The following is a 24799-nucleotide window of genomic DNA, read 5'->3' as shown; positions in this document are numbered from 1 at the left end:
CCAGGGGCTACTTGGGCCTGTCTCTGAAGGTGATCATCCTCCCCCCGCTCAACCGCTCAGCACGAGCAGTCAGTGCCTCCAGGAGCCCTCGGCTATCGCGGCCGGTGCCAGCGCAGCCAGGCTGCCTGTCCGCCGTCGACGAGAAGATCGGTGCCGGTGGTGTAGAGGGATCCGGGACCGGTCAGGAAGGCCGCTGCCTCGGCGATCTCTCCGGGGGTGCCGGTACGGCCTGCTCCGCAGGCGTCGAGCATGGCCATCATGTGGTCTCCCGACGGTGCTTGTTCTTCGGACTTGGCCATGGGAGTGGAGATGACGCCGGGGCTGATGGTGTTGACGCGGGCGCCGACGCGGTTCCACGCCAGGGCAGCTGCCTGGACACGGACCTGGTTGGCGCGCTTGGCCAATATGTATGCCGCTATGGGATCGTCTCCCACGGATGTGACCACATCGAGGGACAGCAGTTCCCCGGCGGGCGCGGTGGCCAGTCGCACTTCATCCGCGTGGCTGAGCGTCGCGTAGTGACCGGCCATGCTGGCCACGCAGACCAGTGAGGTGCCGCGGGTCGCGACCGCCCTGAAAGCGTCGATGACGTGCGCGGTGCCGGCCAGGTCGACCCGCATGATCTGCTGGACCGTCGAGGTGGCGGCGGAGACTCCGGCGGTGTGCACCACCGCGGCCACGCGTCCCTTCATGCCTGCCGTCCTGGCGAGTTCCGTCACGGCTTGTGCATCCGAGACATCGGTGAGCTGCCCTTGGACGGAGTAGCCCTCGGCGCGCAGCGTGGTGACGGCACGGTCGAGGGCTTCGGGCGCGGCGTCGGCCAGGACCACGGCCCGACCGCTGCCGATGCGCCGGGCGACTGCCACTCCCATGCCCCCTGCGCCCGTGACCACGACGACGTCGGCTCCGGCTTCGCTCATGATTCCTCCGTCTCGAGAAGGGCCTGCCGCCACGGGCGGACGGCCTTGGGGGGCATGCCGACCGCGAGGGCTCCGACCAGGCGGCCCTGCTTGCGGTAGGTGGCCAGGAAGCGCCTTCGGTGAAGGTCGCCTTCGACGATCTCGACGGTCTCGTGACCGCGTAGGTAGCCGTACGCGTGCACCTTCATGTCGTACTGGTCGGACCAGAAGTAGGGCACGGGCGCGAACGGTCTGCGGGTCCGCGGGTGCAGCAGGTTGCGTGCCGCCGCCATGCCTTGCTCGGCGGCGTTGGTGCGGTGCTCGATTCGCATGGACTCCCCGAAGAGCGGGTTGTGCCAACGGGCGACGTCTCCGGCGCCGTAGACACCGGGCGCGGCCTCGTTGTACCGGTCGCAGACCAGTCCGTCGGCGATGTCCAGGCCGCTGCCGTCCAGCCATTCGGTGTTCGGAACCGAGCCGATCGCCGTCAGCACCTCGTCGGCCTCCAGCCGTGTGCCGTCCGCCAGTTGCACGCCGTCGTGCGTCACCTGGGTGACCGTGACCCCCGTGCGCAGATCGACGCCGTGCTCGCGGTGCGCCTGTGACAGCACCTCTCCCACCTGCGCTCCCACGGCGTGGGCCAGTGGCACGGGCGCCGGTTCGAGCAGGACCACCTCGCAGCCGAGCCCCCGGGCCACGGCCGCGGCCTCGGCACCGAGGAACCCTGCGCCGACCACGACGAGCCGTGTCCCCGGGCGGAGCCGTTCGCGCAGGTCCAGGGCATCGCGCAGGGTCCGCAGCACATGGCCGCCCTGGCCGGGCAGCCGGCGGGGGCGGACTCCGGTGGCCACGATCAGTCCGTCGTAACCGACCAGTTCACCGTCGGCCAGTCGGACGACCCCAGCGGCGGCGTCCAGGCCGGTGGCCGCGGCGCCGAGCCTCAGATCCAGCTTCAGCCCGCCGATCTCTTCCTCGGTCCGCAGGGACAGCCGCTCCGACTCCCAGTGGCCGGCAAGGATCTGCTTCGACAGCGGTGGACGGTCGTACGGTGCGGCCGGCTCCTCGCCGATCAGGGTGAGCGTGCCCGCGTATCCCTCACGGCGGAGGGTCTCCACCGCGGCAAGCCCGGCAGCGGAGGCCCCCACGACGACGATTCGGTTCACCGCTCCACCAGACGGAGAGCCGCGGCCGGGCACACGGCCGCCGCCTCGCGGACCGAGTCGTGGTGCTCGGCGCTCGGACTGGCATCGAGTACGACGGCGACACCGTCCTCGTCACGCTGGTCGAAGACGTCGGGGGCGACCATGGCGCACTGCCCCGCCGCAACGCACTTGGGTTCGTCGAACTCGATGTGCATGCTCATCGTTGCTTCCTTCTTCACCACGTGACCGGCAGGGACTTGAGACCGTAGGCAACGCCCTCCATCGCGAACGGCACCTCCGCGAACGGCACGGCGAGCGCGAGGGTGGGAACGCGCCTGTAGAGGGTGGAGTAGACGACCTGCAACTCCACGCGGGCGAGCGACTGCCCCAGGCACTGGTGGGCTCCGTATCCGAACGCGTGGTGCTGACGGGCGGGCCGAAGCAGGTCCAGCTTCTCCGGCTCGGGGAACTCCTCGCCGTCGTAGTTGGCTCCGGCCAGTTCGAAGATCACACCGTCACCGGCCTTGATGACCTTGTCCCGCAGCGGGATGTCCTCATTGGCCATGCGCCGGATCCCGGAGTGCACGATCGTCAGGTAGCGCAGCAGTTCCTCGACGGCGTTGGCGACGAACTTGGGGTCGTCGCCTCGCTCGCGCAGCAACTCCATCTGGTCCGGGTTTTCCAGGAGCGCGAGAGTGCCCAGCGAGATCATGCTGGCGCTGGTCTCGTGCCCGGCGATCAGGATCGCGCTGGACATGGTGATGGCTTCCTCGGCGGACATCTCTCCCGCCTTCACACGACCGGCCATCTCCGACATGACGTCGTCGCCGGGTGCGGCCATCTTCTCGGCGAACAGCCGGGCGAGATACCCGCCCAGCGCCCGGCCCGCCTCCCCGGCCTGTTCGGGGGTGGACTCGTGGCTGATCAGCACATGGCTGGTGGTCTGGAAGAACTCGTGGTCCTCGTACGGGGCGCCGAGGATCTCCGTGATGACCAGCGTGGGCACCGGCAGCCCGATCGCCTGCACCAGGTCGACCGGGTTCGGTCCGGCGAGCATGTCGTCGATGAGCCCGTCGAGGACGGCCTGGATGCGGGGCCGCAGCGCCTCGACCCGCTTGACCATGAACGGAGCGTTGACGGTCCGGCGCAGCCGGGTGTGCTCGGGCGGATCGGTGTTGGTGATCAACGCGGGGTGGTGCGGTGCGCTCGCCGCCCGACTGCGCGTCATGTGCGGGTAGCCGGGGCGCTTCTCGTCGATGCTCAACCGGGGATCGTTGAGCAGAGCGCGCTGGTCGGCGTGACGGGTGATGAACCAGGGCGTGCTTCCGTCCCAGATCCTGACCTTGCCCACCGGCTCCTCGCGGGTCATCCTCCGCACCGTCGCCGCCGGGGCGAATGGACACTGCGGGTCCCGCCGCAACGGATACTCGGGGACACGGTCGGCGGACGTCAGGTTCTCGGACATGAGCCTCCTCGGTTCGTCGTCGCCGGCGCAGTCGGAGCCACCGGATGACGGAATGCGTCGATGGACGCATGCAAACAGAGCGGGCTGACAGACTCCGGACGGCAACCTGACAGGAAGCGGACGTGACGTGAGTCACGTCCTGGGGGTGACTCGGTCTCCCAGCCAGTAGCCGAATCCCCGGCGGGTGTGGATGAGCGCCGGCCGCGTCCGGTCGACCTTCTGCCGCAGCCGGGACATCAGACGCTCCACCGTGTTGGCGGTGCGCGACTCACCCCATACCTGCAAGGCCAGCTGCTCCTTGGACAGGACTCTGCCCGCGTTGAGCAGAAGGTGACGCAACAGCCGGTACTCGGCCGCCGTGATCTCCAGTCGGCGCTCACCGCGCCACACCTGGCAGACCGCCTCGTCCAGCACCAAGTCGTCGTGGCGCAGCACGGGTTCGCGGTCGGCGGTGCGTGTGCGCAGCAGAACCTGGACGCGTGCGAGCAGTTCGGGGCCCCGGCACGGCTTGGTGACGTAGTCCGACACCTCTGTGCCGATCTCGGGAACCACCTGCTCCAGCGACTCGCACGAGGTGATGCAGAGGATGGGCGGCCGTTCGACCAGGGTGGGACGGTGGCGGGACAGCTCCCTCAGGTCGGGGATGTCCATGTCCATGATGATCAGATCGAAGCGTTGCGGTTCCAGCGCCTTGACGGCTGCGGCACCGGAACCCACCGCCTCGACGGCGTGGCCCGCCGACCCCAACCATGCGACCAGGGACCGACGAAGGCCGGGATCAGGGGCTGCCGCGAGGAGGCGGCGGCCGTGGGCGACCGGCTCAACCGGGTGGTTCACACGCACCTGCCCCTCCCGATCCGTCGTCGGTCACCGGTGCTCGCCGAGGACTTCACTGGTGCTGATCCTCCTGGGTGGTTCGCGTCGAGTCCGAACTCGTCACCTTCTGCAACGTGAGCTCGCCGCGTCGTGGGGTCATCGCCTTTGACGTACAGCGTTGTTCGACTCCAAGCTGTCACGCAACCCCGGCGGGCGAGGGCGGCGCGGCGGAATCCCCCTGCCGCGTGGCGAGGCGCCTGCGGACGACCTGTACGTCCGACATGCGTGAGTGCCTGTGCCCCGCGAGCCGCGTCGGACCTGTGTGCCAGGCTGCCGCGACCGCGAGGCCGGCCGTGTGGAGGCGGCGGAATGCGGATCGGCTAGCGGGCAGCTCCGGGGGCCGGAGGCGTCACCGTCCTCCTGCTCTCGTAGCGGACGGGCACACCCCGGACGCGGGCGGACGCTCGCACGTGGAGCAGGCCGGGAGTGATGACGTCCGTGCTGCCGGGTGGGGTCACCTCCCATCGGCTCTCCAGAGCGTCTCCGGGAGCCAGGCTGCGCCGTTGCCTGCCAGGGACAGGCTTGATCCGCCATCCACGCGGTGCGCTGAGAGCGAGACCGGGGTCGGTCCAGGTTCGCCTGGAGGCGTTGGTGAACGTGGCGGTGACGGTCAGCGGCTCGCCCGGTGCCGCGGACGGCGGCGCCTGGAGGCGGACGCCGAATCCCTCGCGTTCGTACCGCGCGGACCAGGAGGAGCGCAGCAGCTCGGTCAGTTCGGCGACCAGTCTGGGCCGTTCGGCGGCGAGGTCCGTGGTCTCACCCGGGTCGGTGGCCAGGTCGTACAGCTCCAGATCCCACGACTCGTCCGGGGCGGTGCGGTCGCGTGCCGGGGCGAAGCGTACGGCCTTCCAGTCGTCGCGGCGTACGGCCTCGGCGAGCCGGTTGATGCGGCCCTTGTCGACGGCCTTGGCACGGGCGGTCGAACCGGGGTCGTTGCGGTACCAGTAGAGGTGCTCGTGGGACGGTGCCGTCCCCGGTCGGCGTGAGAGCAGGGCGGCCGCGGACAAGCCGTCGATGTCGCGGGGAGCGGGGGCACCCGCCAGCTCCGCGAGTGTCGGCAGGACGTCGATCAGCGGAGTGGGACGGTCGGTCACCGCGCGGCCGACGGTGCCCGGCCACCAGGCGATGAGGGGAACACGGACACCTCCCTCGTAGAGATTGCGCTTGTAGCCCTTGAGGGGTCCGTTGGCGTCGAAGAGGTCGGGATCGACCTTGCCCTCCTCATGGGGGCCGTTGTCACTGGTGACGAGGACCAGAGTGCGCTCCTCGATGCCGTGGCGACGCAGGGTGTCGACCACGGAGCCCACCAGGGTGTCCAGTCGGGTCACCTGGGCGGCGTGCTTCCGGTCGGCTTCCGGCCAGGGGCGATCGGCGTACTCCTCCGCTTCGGGGATGTCGCTCGGCGCGTGGGGCACGTTCGGGGTGAGGTACAGCAGGAAGGGCTCTGCGGCGTTCTCGGTGACGAAGTCGTTCGCCCGATTCTGGATGAGGTCGATGGCGTACGTGCCCTTACGGCCGTCGGCGTTCTCGGGGAGCTCGACCTTCTCGCCGTTGTGCCACAGGTACTCGGGGTAGTACTGGTGCGCGTGCCCATGCCCGATGTAGCCGAAGAACTCCTCGAAACCACGCCAGTTGGGGTGGCTGGGCTGCCCGTCTTCGTCCGGGCCGAACCCCCACTTGCCGATGCACGCGGTGCGGTAGCCGCGAGCCCGCAGGACCTCGGCGAAGGTGGTGTCGTCGTCGCCGAGCGAGCCCTGCGGTCCGCCGAACGGGTTCTGCCGTACAGCCGCGTGACCGCTGTGAAGGCCTGTCAGGAGGGAGGCACGCGAGGGAGCGCAGACCGCCGCTGCGGCGTATGCCTGGGTGAAGCGGGTTCCCTGCGCAGCGAGTTCGTCCAGGGTGGGGGTGTGGATCAGTCGCTGGCCGTACGAGCCCAGGTGACCGAAGCCCAGGTCGTCGGCGAGGACGACGACGATGTTCGGGCGGTCGTCCTGGGGGCGGCCTGGACGCCTCTCCGGCGTCCCGCCCGCGACCGCGGGGCGCGCGGTCAGCGCGGGCGCGGCGGCGAGGCCGGCGGCAGCGGCGATGAACCGACGGCGGGTCGGCATGGTCGAACTCCTCGGATCTCGGGGGTGAAGGGAAGCGTCGGCGGGAGGTGGTGCTGCCCGCGGGCCGTCGCTCAGCCGCGGGCGCTGTGCGCCGTGAGGCCGTCGAGTGCCAGGGTGCCGCTGTCGATGCGCACGCTCGTTGCCCATCGGTACTGTGCGCGCACCGCCGGATCGCTGAGGTCGAGCGCGCCCCCGGTGTCGGCGGTGAACAGGTACTCCCACCCGTCGCCCTGATCGGCGTAGGCGGTGGACTTCGTCCCGTGCAGGACGAACGCGTAGCGGGCGCCGGGTGCGGTCAGGTCCACGGTGCCGTCGAGGTTGTTCAGCGGCTCGGCTCCCGCGGTGATCAGTTGGCCGTTCACCCGCAGGTCCCAGCCCACCCGGTTCAGCCCGTTGTGATAGCGGAACAGCAGGTAGTTGCCGGCGTCCTTGGCGACACCGACGAACACGGTGTCCTGGGTCCCGCTCTCCGCGAACCGGCCGGGGGAGAGCACCGCCACCGCGGTGTCGGAGCCGGGCGTGATGCTGGAGCGGAACACCAGATGGGTCAACCGGTTGCTCCGTACCGAGAGTTGTCCGCCTGCGACGGCCACCTCGCCGGCATGAGCGGTCACCGGAAGGACGCTCCAGTCAGCCAGGTCACCGTCGAAGCGCTCGTCCAGCTCGCGCACCGGGTACGCGCCGGCCTCCGGTGCCGGAGGGAGGATGCCGACCTCGGCGATGTGCGCCTCGAGCCTGCCGCGCAGGATCCGGGTGCGCCCGGGGTGCCGGTCTGCGATGTCGGTGCTCTCCCCGGGGTCGCGCTCCAGGTCGTACAACTCGCTGTGTCCGTCCCGCAGATACCGCACCAGCTTGTATCTGCCGGAGCGCACGGCGGCGTGGGGGTGGGTCGCACCGATGAAGTGCGGATAGACCCAGTACAGCTCGTCGCGGCCGAGACTCCCCGTGCCGGTGAGCAGCGGGGTGATGCTGACCCCGTCGAACTGCCGGCCGGGCCTGCCGCCCGCCAGATCGAGTGCGGTGGGCAGCACGTCGATGGTGGAGACGGGGGCGTCGATCCAGCGGCCCGGGCTTACCCGCCCCGGCCAGTGCGCGATCATCGGGACGCGGATCCCGCCCTCGTACAGCTCGCCCTTGCCGCCGCGCAGCGGCTGGTTGGCATCCCGGTAGGGTCCGCCGTTGTCGGAGGCGATCAGCAGCAGGGTGTCCTGCGCCAGGCCGAGTTCGGCGAGTGCGCCGGCGATCCTGCCCACCTGGTCGTCGACGCTCTCCAGCATCGCCGCGAGCACAGGGCGGTTGGGGGCCGAAGTGGCTCCCGGCTTGGCCTGGTACTTGGCGACGAGGTCGGGCTTGCCGTCGAGGGCGGTGTGCACGGCGTAGTTGGAGACGTGCAGGAAGAACGGCTCGTCCCGGTGGCGGGTGATGTAGTCGACGGCCTCCGTGGCCAGCCGGTCGGTGAGATGTTCACCGGGTTCGCGGGCCTCCAGCTCCGGCAGGAAGAAGTACGGATGGAAGTAGTCGCCGTCCGCGATGTACTTCTCCTCCGAGGCGATGACCTCGTCGAAGCCGTGCGCGTAGGGATTGCCGGGACGCTCGGCGTACGGGCCGCTGTACGTCTCGGTGAGGTGCCACTTGCCGATCAGCCCGGTGGCGTAGCCGAAGAGCCCGAGCACGTCAGGCGCGGTGGGGACGGAGGGGGAGAGGTACTTCGCGCTGGCGGCGTTCTCGCCGCGCAGGAAGTCGGTGATGCCGCTGCGCGCGGGGTAGCGCCCCGTGACCAGTGCGGCGCGGGTCGGTGAGCAGAGCGGGGCGGCGGCGTAGGCGTTGGTGAACAGGGCGCCTTCCCTGGCCAGCCGGTCGATGTTCGGCGTCTCGTTGAAGGTGTTCCCGTAGGCTCCGAGCTCGTCGTGACCCAGGTCGTCGATGGACACGAAGATGACGTTGACGGGACGGTTCCGGGGGCGGCCGTGGCCCGGGTGCGAGGGCCGGGTGTGCGCCGAGGCCGAAGGGCCTGTCGCGAGGGCCGCCACCGCGGTGCCGGTGGCGCCGCCGATGAACCCGCGACGGGACAGACCTGTCGGGAGGGGGCTTGGCATGGGTATCTCCAGGTGGGTGGCGCGGCGGGGCCGCGGTGGCGTGGGGCGGCCCCCGGCCGGGGCCCTGACTCCCGGGCCGGGGGACCGGCGAGTCAGGAGGGCCCCGGCCGGGAGCCGGGGGTCAGCCGCTGTGGCCCGTCGGCAGCACCAGCGGCACCTCATCGCCCGGACGGACGACGACGGTCTCGTTCTCCCGTCGCACGATCCGGCCGTCGGCGTACGTGCTTCCCGTGACGGTGAAGGTGAGAGGGGCCTTGCCGTCGCGCAGGGTCGCGAGCGGCGCGTCGAGCTTGTCCAGCCAGCGGATCAGTCTGCCGCCCAGCTCGTTCACGAGCGCCGGCCTCTTGGCGGCCAGGTCGTGGGTCTCGCCGATGTCACCGTCCAGGTCGTACAGCTCCCATGAGCGGTCCTCGTAGGAGTAGAGGAGCTTCCACTTCCCGGAACGGATCACCGACTGCGGGCGCTGGTCACGGCCGCCGGCGATCAGGTACCCGGGCAGGTGCCAGTAGATGGCGTCGCGGTGGAGAGGGGCGGTACCGGTGAGCAGCCCGCTCAGGTCGGCGCCGTCCAGCTGCTGCCGCTCGGAGGGGGATACGCCGGCGAGCGACGCGATGGTCGCGGTGTGATCGGCGACGTACACCGGGGTGTGGTCGACCCGGTTGCCGCGCACCAGCCGGGGGTTGGTGCTCCAGGCGATCTGCGGCACCCGGATGCCGCCCTCCCGCAGTTCGCCCTTCTGGCCTCGCAGTGGCCCGTTGTCGGTGAACTGGTCCACACCGCCGTTGTCGCCGCTGAAGAGCAGAACGGTGTTGTCGGCGAGCGGGTGACCGGGGTTGCGCGGGTCCGCAGTGGTCCTCAGATGGTCCACGAGACGTGCCACGTTCTGGTCGAGGCCCTCGATCAGCGCACCGTACGAGGGGTTCGAGGTGCTGCTGCCCGGGGTCTTCGCCCGGTACTTGCCCAGCAGGTCCGCACGCGCCTGCTTCTCACCGACCGGAGTGTGAACGGCGTACGAGCCGACGAACGCGAAGAACCTGTCGTTCTTGTGGCGGTCGACGAAGCCGAGTGTGGCGTCGGCCAGAGCGTCCGTGATGTGTTTGTCCGTGCCGACCAGACCGTTCAGGGCGGCGTCGCCGACTCCCTTGCTGTACGGCTTGATGTTCCGGTCGACGTACTCCTGGGTGTAGTCGGCTGCGTAGGCGTCGAGTTCGGGGCCGATCTTGCTGTGGAACTGCCCGTCGGTGGCGTGGTAGGCCCCCGGGTCACCGGCGTTGGTGCCGCCGAAGTTCTCGTCGAAGCCGTGCTGAGCGACGATGTCCGCGCCCGATCTGCTGACATGGAACTTGCCGAAGTAGCCGGTGGTGTAGCCGACGTCCTGCAGCCGTTCGGCGATGGTGCGCGCGTCGTTCGGCAGGGCGTTCGCGCCGTCCGCGCGGCCCTGGGCGGGGCCCTTGAGGAGAGTGTCGTCGCCGCCTCTGTTGAGATCACCGACGAGGTAGATGTTGTTCTGCGGGCGCGGGGCGTAGAGCCCGGTGAGCAGCGCGGCTCGGGTCGGCGTGCAGTTCACCGACGTGTAGCCGTTGTCGAACGCCACTCCCTCCTGTGCGATCCGGTCGAGGGCCGGCGTCTCGTAGTAGTCACTGGGGTGGCCGGCATTGGTCCTGCCCGTGCTCACATCGGTCCAGCCGAAGTCGTCGGCGAGGACGTACACGATGTTGGGCGCCGGGGCGGCCCGGCCGCCGGGCCGGTCGTGCGGCTGGGGGCCGGCGGCCGACGCGGGAGCACCGAGGGTGGGCAGGGTGAGAATCACGGGCAGGGTGAGCAGGCCGATCAGCCGTGAACGTCTCTTCTTCATCGTCGTCTCTCTCCTGGGAGAAGGGGCAGGTACGGATGCGGACAGGTGGATGCGAACCGGCGGTCACGGCGGACCGGCGGCTGGACTCGAGGTGGCTCGGTGTCAGTTGCTGCTGGGCTCGCCGTCGTTGGCGCAGCGGAAACCGATGTTCGCCGCCGCGGAATCGGCGGTGTTGCCGGAACGCGCGGCGACCCGGTAGCGGTAGCAGTAGGAGTCGTGGCAGAGGAAGGAACCACCCCGCATGACGCGGCGGGCGTCAGGGTGGGGATCGTGCAGGGGGCCGCGGGGGTCGAGAACGGGGGCCTCACCGGCTCGCGCCGCATAGGTGTCGGGCGCGAACGTGTCGGCGCACCACTCCCAGACATTGCCGACCATGTTCCACAGGCCGTAGCCGTTGGGCCGGAACGCCTTCACGGGGGCGGTGGTCTCGTGCCCGTCCTCGGCCGTGTTGTGGGTCGGGAAGGTTCCCTGCCAGATATTGCAGTTCCAGCGTCCGCGAGGGGTCAGTTCGTCCCCCCACGGGAACCGCCGGCCCGCCAGGCCACCGCGCGCCGCGAACTCCCACTCGGCCTCCGTGAGCAGACGCTTCCCGGCCCAGGCGCAGTACGCCTGTGCGTCGTTCCAGGTGACCTGTACGACCGGGTGGTTCTGCAGGCCGCCGACGGATGACAACGGGCCGGCCGGGTGGCGCCACGAGGCGCCGCGCACGACCAGCCACCACGGCGTCCCGGTGGCCCGCCCGACGATGTCGGCGGAATCGGCTCGTAGGGAGAGGTGGAACACGGCTGACACGCCCAGCCGTTCGGCTTCCGTCTCGTAACCGGTGTCCTTGACGAAGGCGGCGAAGGCCGCGTTGGTCACGGTGGTCGCGTCGATCAGATACGGGGTGAGGCGCACCTCGTGCGCCGGACCCTCGCCGTCCGCCGCGTACCCTTCGCCGAAGCCGTCACCCATCGTGAACGAGCCTCCGGGCAGGGCTACTTGACCACGGGTGCCGCGAGCGTCCCAGGTCGGACGAAACGGCTCCGGGGGTCTGACGGCCAGGGTGCCGGGAGTGCCGATCAGTCGGCTGCCGGTGGTGGCGGCCGAGTGGCAGGATCCGTGACTCCCGGTGGTCGGGGCGCAGCAGGACATCGGTGGGCTCCAAGGGGGTGGGTGATCACCGGTGGCGGATGAGAGGGCACGCCGGACCTACGCATCGCAGCAGTCATGAGTTGCCATGGCACATGCGGATGCGGCCGGGGGACGCGCACGCGCGCTCGACGGCACGTCGGAGCACGCCGTGCGAGGACGAGGCCCCGCGGTCAGCGAGGGGCCTCAGCGCACCGCGTACGAAGAGGTGCCGCGCGAAGCGGACTTGGGGGATCGCAGCTCAGGGAGCACGCCAGGCGACCGGGGGCGGCTGCTGCGGAAAAGGGGAGTGCTCAGCGACAGAACTGGTCGAAGTGGTCGACGCGACGGCTGGGCCAGAACGGATCCAGCAGTACCGTGCGGACTGAACGGGCACTCCTCATGCGGGAGATGACACCACGGCCCGGGCCGATGTTCAATGGCGCGTCCGGCTGATGAGATCTCCCGGCTGTCCTGACGCCGTCTCAGGGGCCTTTGTGCGAGGCCAGCCAGTCCGAGTAGCGCGTCGGGGCGAGGGAGGCGTCGGGTCCGGCGGTGAGTACGTCCCCGCGCACGACGGCGAACATGCCGGCCGAGTCGTCCGTGGTGACGGTCCAGCTGTCGGAGCGTGCCGCCAGTGTGATCCTGCCGAGCTCGTCCAGAGGGAAGACCTCGGGGCCGGCGATGTTGTGGATTCCCTGCAGGGGATCTCCGGCGGCGATCTCCGCGACCGCGTCCGCGACGTCCTGCGCGGCGATCGGCTGGATGGGCGTGGCGGGCAGCCGGACGCCTGCGGCGTCGGCCGTCCAGCTCATGATCGAGTCGACGAACTCCATGAACTGCGTGGCGCGGACGATCGAATAGGGGATCGGACCCGCTGCGAGGAGCTCCTCCTGGAGGGTCTTCGCACGGTAGTAGTCCAGCTCGGGTACCTGGTCCACGCCCACGATCGACAGCGCGACGGCATGGCGCACTCCGGCCTTCCGTCCCGCCTCCAGCAGGTTCCGGACCGACTGCCTGAAGAAGTCGGGCGAGGCGTCGTCGAAGGTCGGTGAGTTCGTCAGGTCGATGACGACATCGGTGCCTGCGAGAGCCTCGTCCAGGCCCTGGCCGGTGATGACGTCCACACCCGTCGATTTCGAGTGCGGCACGGCCTCGTTCCCGTCGGCGTTCAGCCTCTTCACGGTCCTCGAGCCGATCAGCCCCGTACCACCCATCACAGCGAACCGCATGACACAGGCCCTTCCGCCCGGGGATTCCCCACCCTCATGTGCCTGACCGGTCCACTGAAACACGCCTCCCTCCGCGTCGCACCCGCGCAGTGGGAAGGCGGTACGGCAGCCGGCGCCTCAGCGGTGCCTCAGCGGGCCGCGAGCCGCTCCAGCAGGACCGCGCTGCGGGCCAGCACCTCGCGTTCCTCCTCGGAGAGCTCGAGCTCGATGGCCTGGGCGAGCCAGCCGGCCCGCCGCCCTCGTTCCGCCTCCAGCGCGGTTCGACCGGCGGGTGAGAGCTCCACCAGCGACTTCCGGCCGTCCGTGGGGTGCGCGCGGCGTACGACGAGGCCCTGGTCCATGAGCAGTCCGACCGCACGGGCCATGGACTGGGGGCGTACGCGCTGATCCGCGGCCAGGTCGCTGGTGGTCATGGCCCCGTCCCGGTCCAGGGTGCCGAGGACGGAGACCTGCCCGAGGGGGATCCGGTCCTCGTGCTTCACGCGCCTGGTGAGCTTGCCCATGGCGTTGCGCAGTTCGGTGGCGACGGCGGCGGGTTCCGGTGTGGGCATAGGGCACCTTAACCGGTGGTGACCAGCGAAGCTGCACACCTGACCTGCACAGCTTGGCTGTACAGCGAAGCTGCACAGCAGAACTGAACAGCTCAACTGAACAGCATTGCTGTAGAGTCCCTCGGGTCGCGGTCGCGCCGGCGTTGTCGCACCAGGCCGCGGCGAGCTTTCGATGCGAAGGGCCTCCCATGGCTTGCAGTTCAGCTGAGTCCACAGTCATCGCCTCCGTCACCGCCCGCAGGGTCCTCGACAGCCGGGGCAATCCCACCGTCGAGGCGGACGTCCTCCTCGCCGACGGTTCCCTCGGCCGCGCCGCCGTCCCCTCGGGTGCCTCCACCGGGGCGCGGGAGGCCGTGGAGCTGCGGGACGGGGATCCCGGCCGGTGGCACGGCAAGGGCGTCGACCGTGCCGTCGCCCACGTCGTCGGCGAGATCGCGTCAGCCGTCGTGGGGCGCGACGCCGACGACCAGGTCGGACTCGACTCCGCGCTCATCGCGCTCGACGGCACACCGGACAAGTCGCGACTCGGCGCCAACGCGCTCCTCGGTGTCTCCCTCGCCGCCGCGAAGGCCGCCGCCGCGGCCCACAGGCAGCCGCTCTACCGCTACCTCGGCGGGGCGGGCGCCCGGCTCCTCCCGCTGCCGATGATGAACATCGTCAACGGAGGGGCCCATGCCGACAATCCGCTGGACTTCCAGGAGTTCATGATCGCGCCGATCGGCGCGGACAACTTCGCGGAGGCCGTGCGCATGGGCTCCGAGATCTTCCACACCCTTCGGCGCGATCTCCTGTCGGCCGGGCACTCCACCGGCGTCGGCGATGAAGGCGGCTTCGCGCCCGCGCTGCGTACCGCCGAGCAGGCGCTCGACTTCGTCATGGCGGCCGTCGAGCGCGCCGGCTACCGCCCCGGTGCGGACATCGGTCTGATCATGGACCCCGCATCGTCGGAGTTCTTCCGGGAGGGTGCCTACGTGTACGCGGGTGAGGGCGTGCGTCGCACCCCGGCCGAACATGCCGACCACTTGGCCAAGCTGGTCGAGGCCTACCCGATCGTCTCGATCGAGGACCCGATGGCCGAGGACGATCTGGACGGATGGCGCGAGCTGACCGCCCGCATCGGTGACCGGTGCCAGCTCACCGGTGACGACGTGTTCTGCACCGATGAGAAACTGCTCCGTGAGGGGATTCGCACCGGTGTGGGGAACTCGGTGCTCGTCAAGGTCAATCAGATCGGCACTCTGACCGAGGCCCTTTCCACGGTCGCGACGGCCCACCGGGCCGGATGGACCGCTGTCATGTCGCACCGTTCCGGGGAGACGGAGGACACCACCATCGCGGACCTGGCGGTGGCGACGGGCTGCGGCCAGATCAAGACGGGCTCCCTGTCCCGCTCGGACCGTACGGCGAAGTACAACCGGCTCATCCGTATCGAGGAGGAGTTGGGCGAGTCCGCGCGGTACGCGGGCAGCGCGATCCTGGACCGGTTCACCGCGGTGGCCGGCCCTGCCGCGCGCACGGCGGGACGCTGAGCGCGTGTGACGCGGTGGCCGACCGGGCGTGAGCCGTCGGCCACCGGCGCCACAGGAGCGGGCACCCGGTCAGGCACCGCTGCCGTCAGCCGCCCATCATGATCGTGTAGTGCTCCGCCAACCGCGCCTGGGGCAACTCGCGTGCGTAGACGGCGACTTTGCCGATTCCTCCGAGGAAGTAGGAGGTCAGTGCCGCACTCCCGATGCGCATGGGTGACGTGGTGTTACCGGGAACGATGCCGTAGTCGGCCAGGGCGTCGCTGTCCCTGAGCTGACCGTCCCGGTAGATCCTGGTCTTCCCGGGCGGCTGGGCCGGGCCGTCCGGTGCGGTGCTGATGACGAGTGCGTAGTGGATCCACTCGCCGGGCCGGATCGGATCCTGGAAGTACGAGCCCGCTCCCAGCCCGCCGGCCGGGTTGAAGGCGTAACCGGAGACGCGGTTGGCGCGGCCCTCGGTGTTGTCGTCCGAGTAGACGCGCGCGACCCATTCGCACTGGTTGACGGTGGCGTAGGTGAGCTTGCCGAGCCAGTGGACGTATCCGGTGCCTTCCGTCCGCGGGAAGGTCAGCACGTCCGGACGAAGCCAGGCCTCGATGGTCAGGGCGCCCGTGGTGGACACGGAAAGGGCGTCGTCGTCCGGGACTTCCACGTACTGGCCGCTCGTGCCGTCGAACAGGGTGGCCGGATCGCCGTTGGGCAGGTGGGTATGGGCCGGTGACCCGTGGTAGGTCGCGGTGATGCCGCCCGGGGACACCTCGGTGCCCGCCCCTCCCAGTCCGAGGTACAGCACCGGTGCATCCGAAATGATCGCCTGGTCGTAGCTGCTCACGGGTAACCTCCCTGCGGCTTCGGCCTTACCGACGGCCCCTCCCGTACGGAGCGCCGGGGGGTGGCGGTGGGCCACCGCTTCACTCTAGGAGCGGGGCCTCGGAGGCGAAACGGCGCTCGTGCCGTCCGCGTGGTCATTCGGTGTGCGCCGGAGCGACGCGTTCCGCGCGTCCGCCCTCGTCGCGGCTCAACGCCCCGGAGGGGCTACGGGGAATTCCCAGGCGGAGCTTCCCGTGGTCCACCGTGGCCGACCAACTTGGGGCCGTTCGGAGCGGTAACGGCCTCGGCCGGGGGAGCTACGGTTCCCCCGGCCCGGGGTGTCGCGGGCTCAGTCGAGGCAGAACTCGTTCCCCTCGACGTCCCGCATGTTGATGCAGGACTCGTTCTCCTCGTCGGCGAGCAGGATCTGATCGCAGACCGCACCGAGCGCCACCAACCGGTCGCATTCGGCCTTGAGCACGGCCAGTCGCTCCTCACCCACAAGCCCGGTGCCTACCCTGACGTCGAGATGCACCCGGTTCTTGGCGACCTTCCCCTCGGGCACGCGCTGGAAGTACATGCGCGGGCCGGCCCCGGAGGGGTCCTTGCACGCGAACCACGCGCCCCGCTCCTCTGCGGGCAGGGAGAGGTTGTAGGCCTCCCAGGAGGCGAACCCGTCCGGCGGCGGAGGCGCCACGTAACCCATTACCTCGCACCAGAAGCGGGCGACGCGCTCCGGGTCCGCGCAGTCGAAGGTGACTTGGATCTCCCTGATCGATGACATCGGCGCACCATAGCAGCGGGCGGACTTCGAGCTCGATCCATTTCCTCCCGCGAGGGAGGTGGGAATCCGGCCTCTGAGGGTGGGAGGGCGACTGCGGAGGAGTCTCGCCCGACGTACCGGCGGCAGGAGGATTGGCCCAGCTTCCCGGGGTGTGAATGGCCCTCAGGGGCAAGCCAGTTGAGCTCTAGTGTGGTGCTCATGAACGACACGACCAAGGCACCGTTCCCTCCCGTTCTCACCCGGCACGGTCAGGCCGAGACCTGCGCCGATCCGAGCAGTGTGATGCGGCTCCTCGGTGAGAGCGGGCAGTCCGGGAACGGCTTCACCAGCTACCGTTCCACCTTCGCCGAAGGAGCCGTGGGGGCGCCGGCTCACTTCCACACCCGGGCCACCGAACTGTTCTTCGTGCTCGGCGGAGCCCTGCGGGTCCTCGTGGACGAGGAGGTGACGGTTCTGCACGAGGGGGACTTCCTCGCGATCCCGCCGCACACACCGCACGCCTTCGCCGCGGCACCCGGGGCCACCGCTGACGTGCTGTTCGTGTTCGACCGTGCCATGGACCGTTTCGCCTATCTGCGTCTGCTGGGCAGGGTCATGCGGGGTGAGGCGGATCCGAAGGAGATCGCCGAATCCGCCGAGCGCTTCGACAACCACTACGTCGAGAGCAGCGCCTGGCGCGCGGCGCTGGGGGCGGTGTGACGCTCGGCCGGGTGCCCGGTGCCTCTCGGTCTGTCGCCCGGCATCGTGCCGGAATGCCCTCGGGGGCGGCAGGCGTGTGTTGTCGGCCATCGGGTAGTCGGCAGCGCAAGGCCTGACCGACTGAGAAGAAGGTGTTGTTCTCCATGTCCGCATCCCTCGTCGAAACCGTCGACATCAACGCGCCGGTCAGCGTGACCTGGGCGCTGTGGAGCGATGTGACGCTGTGGCCGAAGTTCCTGAGCCACGTGCGAAGGGTCGATCCGATGGACGAGCGCCGGTTCTCCTGGCAGCTGTCCCTGCCGGGTGCCGACAAGGGCTTCGTCGCGGAGCTCACCGAGGTCGTTCCCCAGGACAGGATCGCCTGGAAGACGATCGAGGGGGTGCACCACGCGGGTGTGGTCACCTTCCACCGGCTCGACGACACGTCCAGCCGGGTCGCCCTGCAGATCGAATACGACCCTAGCGGGTTCATCGAGCACCTCGGTGCCCTGACCAACCTCGATTCCGTACTCGCCAACTACGATCTGGGCGAGTTCCAGAAGCTGGCGGAGTCCACGGCCGCAGGTGACGGCCCGCGCGGGTTGTGACCCGCACTCCGGCCGCACCAGGCGACCGGCACGTCTGACCGTGGGCGCACCCTCCTCGGAGGGTGCGCCCACGGTCAGACGTGCCTTGAGCGGCTCCGGAAGTCAGCGGTGAGACTGTGTGGAGGTTTCCGCCTGTGAAGAGACCCGGGCCTTCGCGCCGGTCAGCAGGCTCCGCGTGCTCTCCTCCTCATAGCTCCCACGGCTTCCGTCGCTCTCGTCACCGTGAGTCTTGCCGGGGCGGCTTCGAGCCCCCGCGGCACGTGCCGCGTCGGACTCGCGGGCGGTGCGCAGCGGGGACTGGGTCCACTCGGCGAACCACCAGACACCCGCGACGACGGACGCCCACAGCAGCCCGCTCAGCATCGCGCCAGGCCACGGTGAGTTCTCCGCCCACCGCTCCACGGCCGTCAGCGCCACCCATCCGCTGAGCAGCACCGTCAGAACTCGTACACGCCTATACCTGAACATCTCGGCCCGCTACCCGGTTGATGCCGGATTACACAGAGTGAGCCGAAATGATCGCGTCAGCGCACCTGGGGACGCCGGGCGCGAGAGCCCTGCCGGGGACGGATGCTGATCCGCGCGTCCGGGAGCGGCAGCCGACGGGCGATGCGCGTGCTGTTCGACCGTTCACGCGTCTCCTTCACCGGGACGGGGTTGAACGCGGCGGTGGAAGCAGATGGGATGGAGGCATGAAGAAAGCGCTTTCGCCGCTCGGTGCCGAATCCGCGGCACCCTTCGACCACCTTGACCACCGTTACCGCGGAGAGAACCCGATACGCACCCTCGGCCACCTGTTCCGTCCCGACCGTGGCCGGCTGGCCATGGCGGTGGTCATCTTCGTCGTGAAGCACAGCCCCATCTGGCTGCTGCCGTTGATCACCGCCACCGTGCTCGACGTGGTCGTCCAGCACGGGCCCGAGTCGGGGATCTGGAAGGCGACCGGAATCCTGCTCTTCATCCTCGTCATCAACTACCCCCTGCACCAGTGGTACGTGAGGTTCCTCGGCGGCAGCATCCGCCGGATGGGCACGACCCTGCGATCCGCGCTCTGCCGGCGTATGCAGCAGCTCTCCATCGGGTACCACGCCCGGGTCAGTTCGAGCGTGCTCCAGGCCAAGGTGGTGCGCGACGTGGAGGCCGTGGAACAGATGGTGCAGCAGAGCTCCGACATGGGGCTCGGAGCGGTCGTCACGCTGATCGGCGGGCTCGTCGTCATCGGCGTCCGGGTGCCCGAGTTCCTGCCCGTCTTCCTCGTGGTGGTTCCCGCCTCCGGCTTCCTCGTCATGAAGCTGCGCAGCCGACTGCGCAGCCACAACGAGTCCTTCCGGCGCGAGGTGGAACAACTGTCGTCCCGTGTAGGGGAGATGACCACGCTCATTCCCATCACACGCGCCCACGGCCTGGAGCGCACCGCGCTCGGCCGCGTCGACGGCTCGCTGCGCCAGGTTTTCGCCGCCGGCTTGCGGCTGGACACCATCAACGGCCGCTTCGCGTCGCTCGCCTGGGTCGTGATGAACACCCTCGGCGTCCTCTGCCTCTCGGGCTCGGCACTCGTGGCCTACCACGGCTGGATGCCCATCACCGCCGGCGACGTGGTGATGCTGAGTGCCTTCTTCACCGTGCTGACCGGTTCGGTGACGACCCTGCTCGGCCTGGCTCCCGTGCTCACCAAGGGCCTTGAATCGGTCCGTTCGGCCGGAGAGGTCCTTCAGGCCCCCGATCTGGAGAACAACGCGGGCAAGACCAGGGTCGAGAGCGTGGTGGGTCACATCGAGTTCCAGGACGTCGGCTTCGCCTACGAGAACGGAGCGCCCGCCGTCGACGGATTCACCCTGTCGGCCCGGCCGGGAGAGACCATCGCGCTGGTCGGGGCGTCGGGGGCCGGGAAGTCCACGGTGCTGAACCTTCTCATCGGCTTCATCAGGCCCACCTCGGGCCGCATCCTGCTCGACGGAACGGACATGGCGGGCCTGGATCTCCGCACCTACCGGCGCTTCCTGTCGGTGGTGCCCCAGGAGTCGATCCTCTTCGAGGGGAGCATCCGCGAGAACGTCACGTACGGAATGGCCGACACGGACGAGCAGACCCTGATGCGCGCCCTCCGTGACGCGAACGCACTGGAGTTCGTGGACGACCTTCCGAACGGTCTGGACACGGTCATCGGCGAGCGCGGCGCCCAGTTGTCGGGTGGTCAGAAGCAGCGGCTCGCCATCGCGAGGGCCCTCATCCGTGACCCGAGAGTGCTCGTACTCGACGAGGCGACCTCCGCACTCGACAACCGCTCCGAGGCCCTGGTGCAGGAGGCCCTCGGCCGGCTCGTGCACGGCCGGACCGTCTTCGTCGTGGCCCACCGACTCTCCACGATCCAGGGGGCCGACCGCATCGTCGCGATGAAGGACGGCCGGATCTCCGAAGTGGGTACGCACGAGGAACTGCTGGGCGCGGGCGGTGTCTACGCCGGGTTGCAGCCGGCCGGACCCAGGTGACCAGGCCTTCTCGAACCGCAGAACGAGCAGCAAGGAGACACATGACGAATCCGCCTTCATTCCCGGGAGGAGTCTCGGTGAGCCGCCTCGCGGTCTACGACTGGCCCGCGGACGACGGGGCGGGGAGGGCGGGCAGCGGCACGCCCCATGTGCACACCGTCTCCTCGGAGGGCTATGTGGTCGTCGCGGGTGAGGGAGCGGTCCAGACCCTCGGTCAGGACGGCTACGCGGAACATCGTCTGTTCCCCGGCAAGGTGGTGTGGTTCTCCCCCGGGGTGGTCCACCGCCTGGTCAACGACGGGGACCTCGAGATCGTCGTCGTGATGTCCGACGCCGGGCTTCCCGAGGCGGGGGACGCCGTGCTGACGTTTCCTCAGGACCTCCTCGAGGACCCTGAGCGCTACCAGGAGGCTGCCCGGCTCCCCGATCAGTCGCCGGAGCTCACCGACGACCCCCGGGTGGCCGCCGCCGCCCGTCGGCGCAGGGACCTGGCGCTGGCGGGCTACGCCCAGCTGAGGGAGAGGGTGGACGCCGAGGGCGGGGCGGGGCTGGCGGATCTGCATGCTGCAGCGGGCCGCCTCGTCGCCGGGTGTGTGCCGGAGTGGCGCGCCGTCGTCCGGGCAGGGGCGGAGCGGAGCACCGCCGGCACGGTCGCCGCTCTGGGGGAGCTCGCCCACGGTGGCGTGGGCCACCTCTCGGACGCCGCGGTCGCGGCCCGTGCCGCACACCCGGGGCCACCGCGGTACGGCATGTGCGGCCGGCTCACGACCTGGGCGCTTTGACCACCGGCGGGCACGGGTGACGCAGTACGTACGCGCCACCCGGGAGGCCGAGCGGTTGCTCGTCGAAGCGGACGGAACCGCTCAGCCTCGCGCCGTGGGGTGTACAGCCGCCGGTGCCGTGCTGTCGCGGACCACCAGCCGGGGGGCGATCTCCTGGTAGTGCGCGGGAGGCCCGCCCTCGATCTCCTGGACGAGAGCCTCCACGGCCGTGCGGCCGACCGAGGTGAAGTCCTGGTGGACGGTGGTCAGGGGCGGGATGAAGTTCCGGGCCTCGGGCATGTCGTCGAACCCCGCGACACTCACGTCCTCGGGGACCCGCCGGCCTGCTTCGGCCAGGGCGCGCAGCACGCCGAGGGCCATCTGGTCGTTGGCGGCGAAAACAGCGGTGAGTTCGGGCTCGGCGGCCAGCGTCCGCCCCGCGGAGTAACCGGAGTCGGAGTACCAGTCGCCGTGGATCGGCTCCGGCACGGCACATCGGTGGGCCAGCAAGGTGTCACGCCATCCCCTCAGGCGCAGACGGGCGGAATGGGAGTCCTGCGGGCCGGCGAGATGGGCGACGGTCGGGTGGCCGAGCTGGAGAAGATGCTCGGTCACCAGCCGCGCGCCCTCGTACTGGTCGGTGTCGACCACCGCCGACCGGTGGACCGCCCTGGAGTCCACGACGACGACCGGGATGTCCCGCAGGGGCCGTTCCTCCACGCCCCCGCCCTGCCGTGACTCGACGAGCATGATCACCCCGTCGACCGCCTGCTCACCCAGCCGGTCGAGTGCCGCACTCACCTCGGCCTCGGCGGGGCGGGCCAGCGGCGTCAGGGTGAGGGTGTAGCGCCGGTCGGTGGCCGCGGCCGCGACCGCCTCGAGGGTCCGGAGATTTCCGTACGAGGCGAGAGTGAAGACGACGACCCCGATGTTGCGGAACTTGCCCGATCTCAGGGCCCGGGCTGCGGTGTTGGGGCGGTAGCCCAGCTCGCGCATGGCAGCCAGTACCCGCTCCCGGGTCGCCGCGCCGACATTCGTGCGCCCGTTGGCCACGCGCGAGACCGTCTGCCCCGATACGCCTGCCAGCCGGGCCACGTCGTCGATGGAAGCCTCGCGCCGGCGTGGCCGGTGCTCCCCGGATTCTGTCCGCACCCTGTCCGTGGCCTCCTTCGGAGCGCCCGACGGCGCGTGGTCCGCGATTCCCGTCAGGGTAGGACGCGCCGGTGTTCTCCGGCCACGCGGGGCCCGAGTCCACTCAGGAGGAAGCGGGTTCACCCCGCATCGCCTCGTGGCGACAGCGGTAGGAGTGATGGCCACGGGGATGTTGACGTCAACATCCGGGGTATCTAGGCTCCACGTGCAAGGTGAGTACGGTTCCGGCCGAGCGCCCCTCGGCCTCCGTGATCGCTGTGCCGATTCGCCGCTTCCCGCGATGACCGGCACCGTCCTGGCTGTCGGCCGGCCAGGTGTACGGCATGCCCCGGCCTCGCCCGACAGTGCGGCCCGCAGTCTCCCGCGACGTCGTGATCCCGCCCGCGCGACATACACGCATCACCGGAAGAGGCACCCGTGTGCCCGGAAGAGGACGGACTCGGATGACACCCCGACGCCCATGGCCGCTGAACGTCGAAGGGATCGCCTACGGAGGTGACTACAACCCCGAACAATGGCCGCTGGAGGTCCAGTTGGAGGACGTTCACCTGATGAAGGAGGCGGGCGTCGGACTCGTCAGCGTCGCCATCTTCTCCTGGGCGCAACTGGAGCCCAGGGAAGGGGACTTCGACTTCGGCTGGCTGGACGCCGTGCTGGACCGGCTGCACACCGCGGGCATCGGCGTGGCACTGGCCACCGCCACGGCCTCGCCGCCTCCCTGGCTCACCCGCAAGCACCCGGAGATCCTTCCCCGGCTCGCCGACGGCACCGTACTCCACCAGGGTTCGAGGCAGTCGTACGCCCTCGCCTCCCCGGTGTTCCGTGACTACGCCCTGGGCATGACGCGCCGCATGGCCGAGCGGTACGGCGGCCATCCCGCACTGGCCGTGTGGCACGTCGACAACGAGCTGGGCTGCCATGTCCCGCACGACTACTCCGATGCCGCGGCCGAAGCCTTCCGGCGCTGGCTGCGTGCGCGGTACGGCACACCGGCCGCCCTCAACGCCGCCTGGGGAACGGCCTTCTGGTCCCAGCGCTACGACTCCTTCGACGAGATCCTCCCGCCGCTTTCATCGCCCACCTTCGTCAACCCGACCCAGCAGCTCGACTTCGCCCGGTTCTCCTCCGACGAACTCCTCAGCCACTACCGGGCCCTGCGCGATGTGCTCCGCGAGGTGACCCCGGACGTGCCGGCCACCACGAACCTCATGATGTCCACCGCCACCAAATGGATGGACTACTTCTCCTGGTCCGAGGATCTGGACCTGGTGGCCAACGACCACTACACCGTCGCGCGTGACCCCGAGGCCCACATCGAGCTCGCCTTCAGCGCCGACCTCAGCCGCGGCGTCGCGGGAGGCGAGCCCTGGATGCTGATGGAACACTCGATGTCGGCGGTCAACTGGCAGCCCCGCAACCGCGCGAAGGGCCCGGGAGAGATGCTGCGCAACTCCCTCGCCCATGTGGCACGGGGGGCCGACGCGGTGATGTTCTTCCAGTGGCGGCAGTCGGCGGCAGGAGCCGAGAAGTACCACTCCGCCATGCTTCCGCACGCCGGTGAGGACTCCGACGTCTGGCGCGGAACCCTCGAACTGGGACGCCGGCTGCGGGCCCTCGCACCGGTGCGAGGCAGCCGGGTCTCGGCCGACGTCGCACTCGTCTTCGACTATCCCTCCTGGTGGGCCTCCGAGATGGAGGGGCACCCCACTCAGGCGCTGAGCTACCCGGACGAAGCGATGCGCTGGTACCGCGCCCTGTGGCAGCGGGGGATCACCGTGGACATCGTGTCTCCACGGGCGGTTCCGACGGACCATCGTGTCGTGATCGTCCCCACCCTCTACACGGTGGACGACAGCGCTGCGGCCCGCATCGCCGAGGCGGCGCACGAGGGTGCGAGCGTCCTCGTCACCTTCTTCAGCGGCATCGTCGACGAGCGCGACCATGTGAGGCTCGGCGGGTACCCGGGCGCCTTCCGCGAACTGCTCGGCGTGCGTACGGAGGAGTTCCACCCCCTTCTCCAGGACGAGACCCTGACCCTGGACGACGGCACCCGCGCCTCGCTGTGGAGCGAGAAGACCCGCCTCGAGGGTGCGCGGGCCGTACGTACCTGGGCCGACGGCCCTCTGGAGGGCCTGCCCGCCGTCACCCGTAACCGCGCGGGCCGTGGCAGCGCCTGGTACGTCGGCACCCGGCCCGATGCCGACGGGGTCGCACGGATCGTCGACGCCCTCCTCGACGAGGCCGGCGTCGCCCCTGTGGCCGCCGGGCTGCCGCGGGGGGTCGAAGCCGTGCGCCGGTGCGCCGACGACGGGACCTCCTACCTCTTCCTCATCAACCACACGCATCAGGACGTCGATGTGGCCGCCGTCGGACACGAGTTGATCCGCGGGCAGGACGTGTCCGCGCGCCTGACCGTGCCGGCGCTGGAGACGGCGGTGGTACGCGAACGCTGACCTGCGAAGGCGGTCCGGCGCGCGCGGGGCTGTGTCCGGCCGCCGTGAGGCGGGCACGATCCGCGTCCGGAGGAGCCGGGGGAGTGCGACCGGTGACACCTCCGGGCTGGAGCGGGTGAAGGTAGGAGCGGGGAGCGCGGTCCGTGCGGGCTCCCCGCTCCAAGGCGTGTCCGGATCATTGAGGCGCCGGAAAATCGAACGTAC

Annotated in this window: 21 protein-coding genes; 6 read left to right on the top strand and 15 right to left on the bottom strand. The window is 70.0% G+C overall.

From position 1 onward, the window contains the following. Positions 1-92: 92 nt before the first annotated feature. The 11 genes from ACGFNN_RS24355 to ACGFNN_RS24305 form a co-directional block, all read right to left on the bottom strand. Positions 93-920, bottom strand: a complete 828-nt coding sequence (locus ACGFNN_RS24355; protein WP_393558911.1) for an SDR family oxidoreductase — start codon at positions 918-920, stop codon at positions 93-95. Then, positions 917-2062: an NAD(P)/FAD-dependent oxidoreductase gene (locus ACGFNN_RS24350; protein WP_393558910.1), complete on the bottom strand. Its 1146-nt coding sequence runs from the start codon at positions 2060-2062 to the stop codon at positions 917-919. Before ACGFNN_RS24350 ends, ACGFNN_RS24355 begins: the two co-directional genes overlap by 4 nt. Then, on the bottom strand, positions 2059-2256 hold the full coding sequence (locus ACGFNN_RS24345; RefSeq protein WP_362555496.1) for a ferredoxin: 198 nt from the start codon (positions 2254-2256) through the stop codon (positions 2059-2061). Before ACGFNN_RS24345 ends, ACGFNN_RS24350 begins: the two co-directional genes overlap by 4 nt. A gap of 20 nt (positions 2257-2276) precedes the next feature. Beyond that, the gene (locus tag ACGFNN_RS24340; protein ID WP_393558909.1) at positions 2277-3506 is read right to left on the bottom strand and encodes a cytochrome P450; all 1230 of its coding nucleotides are present in this window, start codon (positions 3504-3506) and stop codon (positions 2277-2279) included. 132 nt (positions 3507-3638) lie between these two features. Further along, on the bottom strand, positions 3639-4343 hold the full coding sequence (locus ACGFNN_RS24335; protein WP_393558907.1) for a response regulator transcription factor: 705 nt from the start codon (positions 4341-4343) through the stop codon (positions 3639-3641). Positions 4344-4702: 359 nt separating this feature from the next. Then, positions 4703-6490, bottom strand: a complete 1788-nt coding sequence (locus tag ACGFNN_RS24330) for a sulfatase-like hydrolase/transferase (RefSeq protein WP_393558905.1) — start codon at positions 6488-6490, stop codon at positions 4703-4705. 71 nt (positions 6491-6561) lie between these two features. After that, the gene (locus ACGFNN_RS24325) at positions 6562-8586 is read right to left on the bottom strand and encodes a sulfatase (protein WP_393558903.1); all 2025 of its coding nucleotides are present in this window, start codon (positions 8584-8586) and stop codon (positions 6562-6564) included. Positions 8587-8707: 121 nt separating this feature from the next. Then, positions 8708-10441 carry a sulfatase gene (locus tag ACGFNN_RS24320; protein WP_393558901.1) on the bottom strand — a complete coding sequence of 578 codons (1734 nt, stop codon included), beginning with the start codon at positions 10439-10441 and terminating at the stop codon, positions 8708-8710. A gap of 102 nt (positions 10442-10543) precedes the next feature. After that, entirely contained in the window at positions 10544-11485 is a 942-nt protein-coding gene (locus ACGFNN_RS24315) for a formylglycine-generating enzyme family protein (RefSeq protein ID WP_393559110.1), read from the bottom strand. Positions 11486-12036: 551 nt separating this feature from the next. Further along, positions 12037-12783: an SDR family oxidoreductase gene (locus ACGFNN_RS24310; protein WP_393558899.1), complete on the bottom strand. Its 747-nt coding sequence runs from the start codon at positions 12781-12783 to the stop codon at positions 12037-12039. A 128-nt stretch (positions 12784-12911) separates the two neighbouring features. Continuing rightward, complete coding sequence (locus tag ACGFNN_RS24305; protein WP_393558897.1) at positions 12912-13334, bottom strand: MarR family winged helix-turn-helix transcriptional regulator; 423 nt, start codon at positions 13332-13334, stop codon at positions 12912-12914. Positions 13335-13522: 188 nt separating this feature from the next. Between ACGFNN_RS24305 and eno the strand changes: the two genes are divergently transcribed. Continuing rightward, positions 13523-14863 carry a phosphopyruvate hydratase gene (gene eno / locus ACGFNN_RS24300; protein ID WP_393558895.1) on the top strand — a complete coding sequence of 447 codons (1341 nt, stop codon included), beginning with the start codon at positions 13523-13525 and terminating at the stop codon, positions 14861-14863. 85 nt (positions 14864-14948) lie between these two features. Here the strand turns inward: eno and ACGFNN_RS24295 are convergent, their stop codons facing one another. Together ACGFNN_RS24295 and ACGFNN_RS24290 are read right to left on the bottom strand one after the other, a co-directional pair. Further along, positions 14949-15692, bottom strand: coding sequence for a LamG-like jellyroll fold domain-containing protein (locus ACGFNN_RS24295; protein ID WP_393558893.1), 744 nt, complete (start codon positions 15690-15692; stop codon positions 14949-14951). Positions 15693-16019: 327 nt separating this feature from the next. Next, positions 16020-16454 carry a VOC family protein gene (locus ACGFNN_RS24290; RefSeq protein WP_393558891.1) on the bottom strand — a complete coding sequence of 145 codons (435 nt, stop codon included), beginning with the start codon at positions 16452-16454 and terminating at the stop codon, positions 16020-16022. A gap of 198 nt (positions 16455-16652) precedes the next feature. Here ACGFNN_RS24290 and ACGFNN_RS24285 point away from each other — a divergent pair, with 198 nt between their 5' ends. Continuing rightward, positions 16653-17153 (top strand): cupin domain-containing protein, encoded by a 501-nt coding sequence (locus ACGFNN_RS24285; RefSeq protein WP_393558889.1) that lies wholly within the window; start codon positions 16653-16655, stop codon positions 17151-17153. Between the two features lie 143 nt (positions 17154-17296). Beyond that, a complete protein-coding gene (locus tag ACGFNN_RS24280) occupies positions 17297-17740 on the top strand; it encodes an SRPBCC family protein (RefSeq protein WP_393558887.1) in 444 nt (147 codons plus the stop codon). Positions 17741-17842: 102 nt separating this feature from the next. Here the strand turns inward: ACGFNN_RS24280 and ACGFNN_RS24275 are convergent, their stop codons facing one another. Then, positions 17843-18208 carry a hypothetical protein gene (locus ACGFNN_RS24275; protein ID WP_393558886.1) on the bottom strand — a complete coding sequence of 122 codons (366 nt, stop codon included), beginning with the start codon at positions 18206-18208 and terminating at the stop codon, positions 17843-17845. Between the two features lie 224 nt (positions 18209-18432). Here ACGFNN_RS24275 and ACGFNN_RS24270 point away from each other — a divergent pair, with 224 nt between their 5' ends. After that, positions 18433-20229: an ABC transporter ATP-binding protein gene (locus ACGFNN_RS24270; protein WP_393558884.1), complete on the top strand. Its 1797-nt coding sequence runs from the start codon at positions 18433-18435 to the stop codon at positions 20227-20229. A 77-nt stretch (positions 20230-20306) separates the two neighbouring features. Beyond that, the gene (locus ACGFNN_RS24265) at positions 20307-21011 is read left to right on the top strand and encodes a cupin domain-containing protein (RefSeq protein ID WP_393558882.1); all 705 of its coding nucleotides are present in this window, start codon (positions 20307-20309) and stop codon (positions 21009-21011) included. Between the two features lie 81 nt (positions 21012-21092). On the opposite strand, the gene ACGFNN_RS24260 is transcribed toward ACGFNN_RS24265, so the two are convergent. Further along, a complete protein-coding gene (locus ACGFNN_RS24260; protein WP_393558880.1) occupies positions 21093-22142 on the bottom strand; it encodes a LacI family DNA-binding transcriptional regulator in 1050 nt (349 codons plus the stop codon). Between the two features lie 443 nt (positions 22143-22585). On the opposite strand from ACGFNN_RS24260, the gene ACGFNN_RS24255 reads away from it, so the two are divergent. Continuing rightward, a complete protein-coding gene (locus tag ACGFNN_RS24255) occupies positions 22586-24595 on the top strand; it encodes a beta-galactosidase (RefSeq protein WP_393558878.1) in 2010 nt (669 codons plus the stop codon). Positions 24596-24799 lie beyond the last annotated feature (204 nt).

This window comes from Streptomyces sp. NPDC048590 (assembly GCF_043199535.1).
Lineage (GTDB): Bacteria > Actinomycetota > Actinomycetes > Streptomycetales > Streptomycetaceae > Streptomyces.
Note: the sequence above shows the minus strand (reverse complement) of the source record. Positions and strands in the feature narration are given on the sequence as shown.

What these genes read in the sequence shown, in the direction of transcription:
- ACGFNN_RS24310 (WP_393558899.1), bottom strand. Translation starts at nt 12,783, where the DNA reads ATGCGGTTCGCTGTGATGGGTGGTACGGGGCTGATCGGCTCGAGGACC.
- ACGFNN_RS24270 (WP_393558884.1), top strand. Translation starts at nt 18,433, where the DNA reads ATGAAGAAAGCGCTTTCGCCGCTCGGTGCCGAATCCGCGGCACCCTTC.
- ACGFNN_RS24255 (WP_393558878.1), top strand. Translation starts at nt 22,586, where the DNA reads ATGACACCCCGACGCCCATGGCCGCTGAACGTCGAAGGGATCGCCTAC.
- ACGFNN_RS24320 (WP_393558901.1), bottom strand. Translation starts at nt 10,441, where the DNA reads ATGAAGAAGAGACGTTCACGGCTGATCGGCCTGCTCACCCTGCCCGTG.
- ACGFNN_RS24330 (WP_393558905.1), bottom strand. Translation starts at nt 6,490, where the DNA reads ATGCCGACCCGCCGTCGGTTCATCGCCGCTGCCGCCGGCCTCGCCGCC.
- ACGFNN_RS24290 (WP_393558891.1), bottom strand. Translation starts at nt 16,454, where the DNA reads ATGTCATCGATCAGGGAGATCCAAGTCACCTTCGACTGCGCGGACCCG.
- ACGFNN_RS24285 (WP_393558889.1), top strand. Translation starts at nt 16,653, where the DNA reads ATGAACGACACGACCAAGGCACCGTTCCCTCCCGTTCTCACCCGGCAC.
- ACGFNN_RS24275 (WP_393558886.1), bottom strand. Translation starts at nt 18,208, where the DNA reads ATGTTCAGGTATAGGCGTGTACGAGTTCTGACGGTGCTGCTCAGCGGA.
- ACGFNN_RS24325 (WP_393558903.1), bottom strand. Translation starts at nt 8,586, where the DNA reads ATGCCAAGCCCCCTCCCGACAGGTCTGTCCCGTCGCGGGTTCATCGGC.
- ACGFNN_RS24280 (WP_393558887.1), top strand. Translation starts at nt 17,297, where the DNA reads ATGTCCGCATCCCTCGTCGAAACCGTCGACATCAACGCGCCGGTCAGC.
- ACGFNN_RS24340 (WP_393558909.1), bottom strand. Translation starts at nt 3,506, where the DNA reads ATGTCCGAGAACCTGACGTCCGCCGACCGTGTCCCCGAGTATCCGTTG.
- ACGFNN_RS24355 (WP_393558911.1), bottom strand. Translation starts at nt 920, where the DNA reads ATGAGCGAAGCCGGAGCCGACGTCGTCGTGGTCACGGGCGCAGGGGGC.
- ACGFNN_RS24345 (WP_362555496.1), bottom strand. Translation starts at nt 2,256, where the DNA reads ATGCACATCGAGTTCGACGAACCCAAGTGCGTTGCGGCGGGGCAGTGC.
- ACGFNN_RS24305 (WP_393558897.1), bottom strand. Translation starts at nt 13,334, where the DNA reads ATGCCCACACCGGAACCCGCCGCCGTCGCCACCGAACTGCGCAACGCC.
- eno (WP_393558895.1), top strand. Translation starts at nt 13,523, where the DNA reads ATGGCTTGCAGTTCAGCTGAGTCCACAGTCATCGCCTCCGTCACCGCC.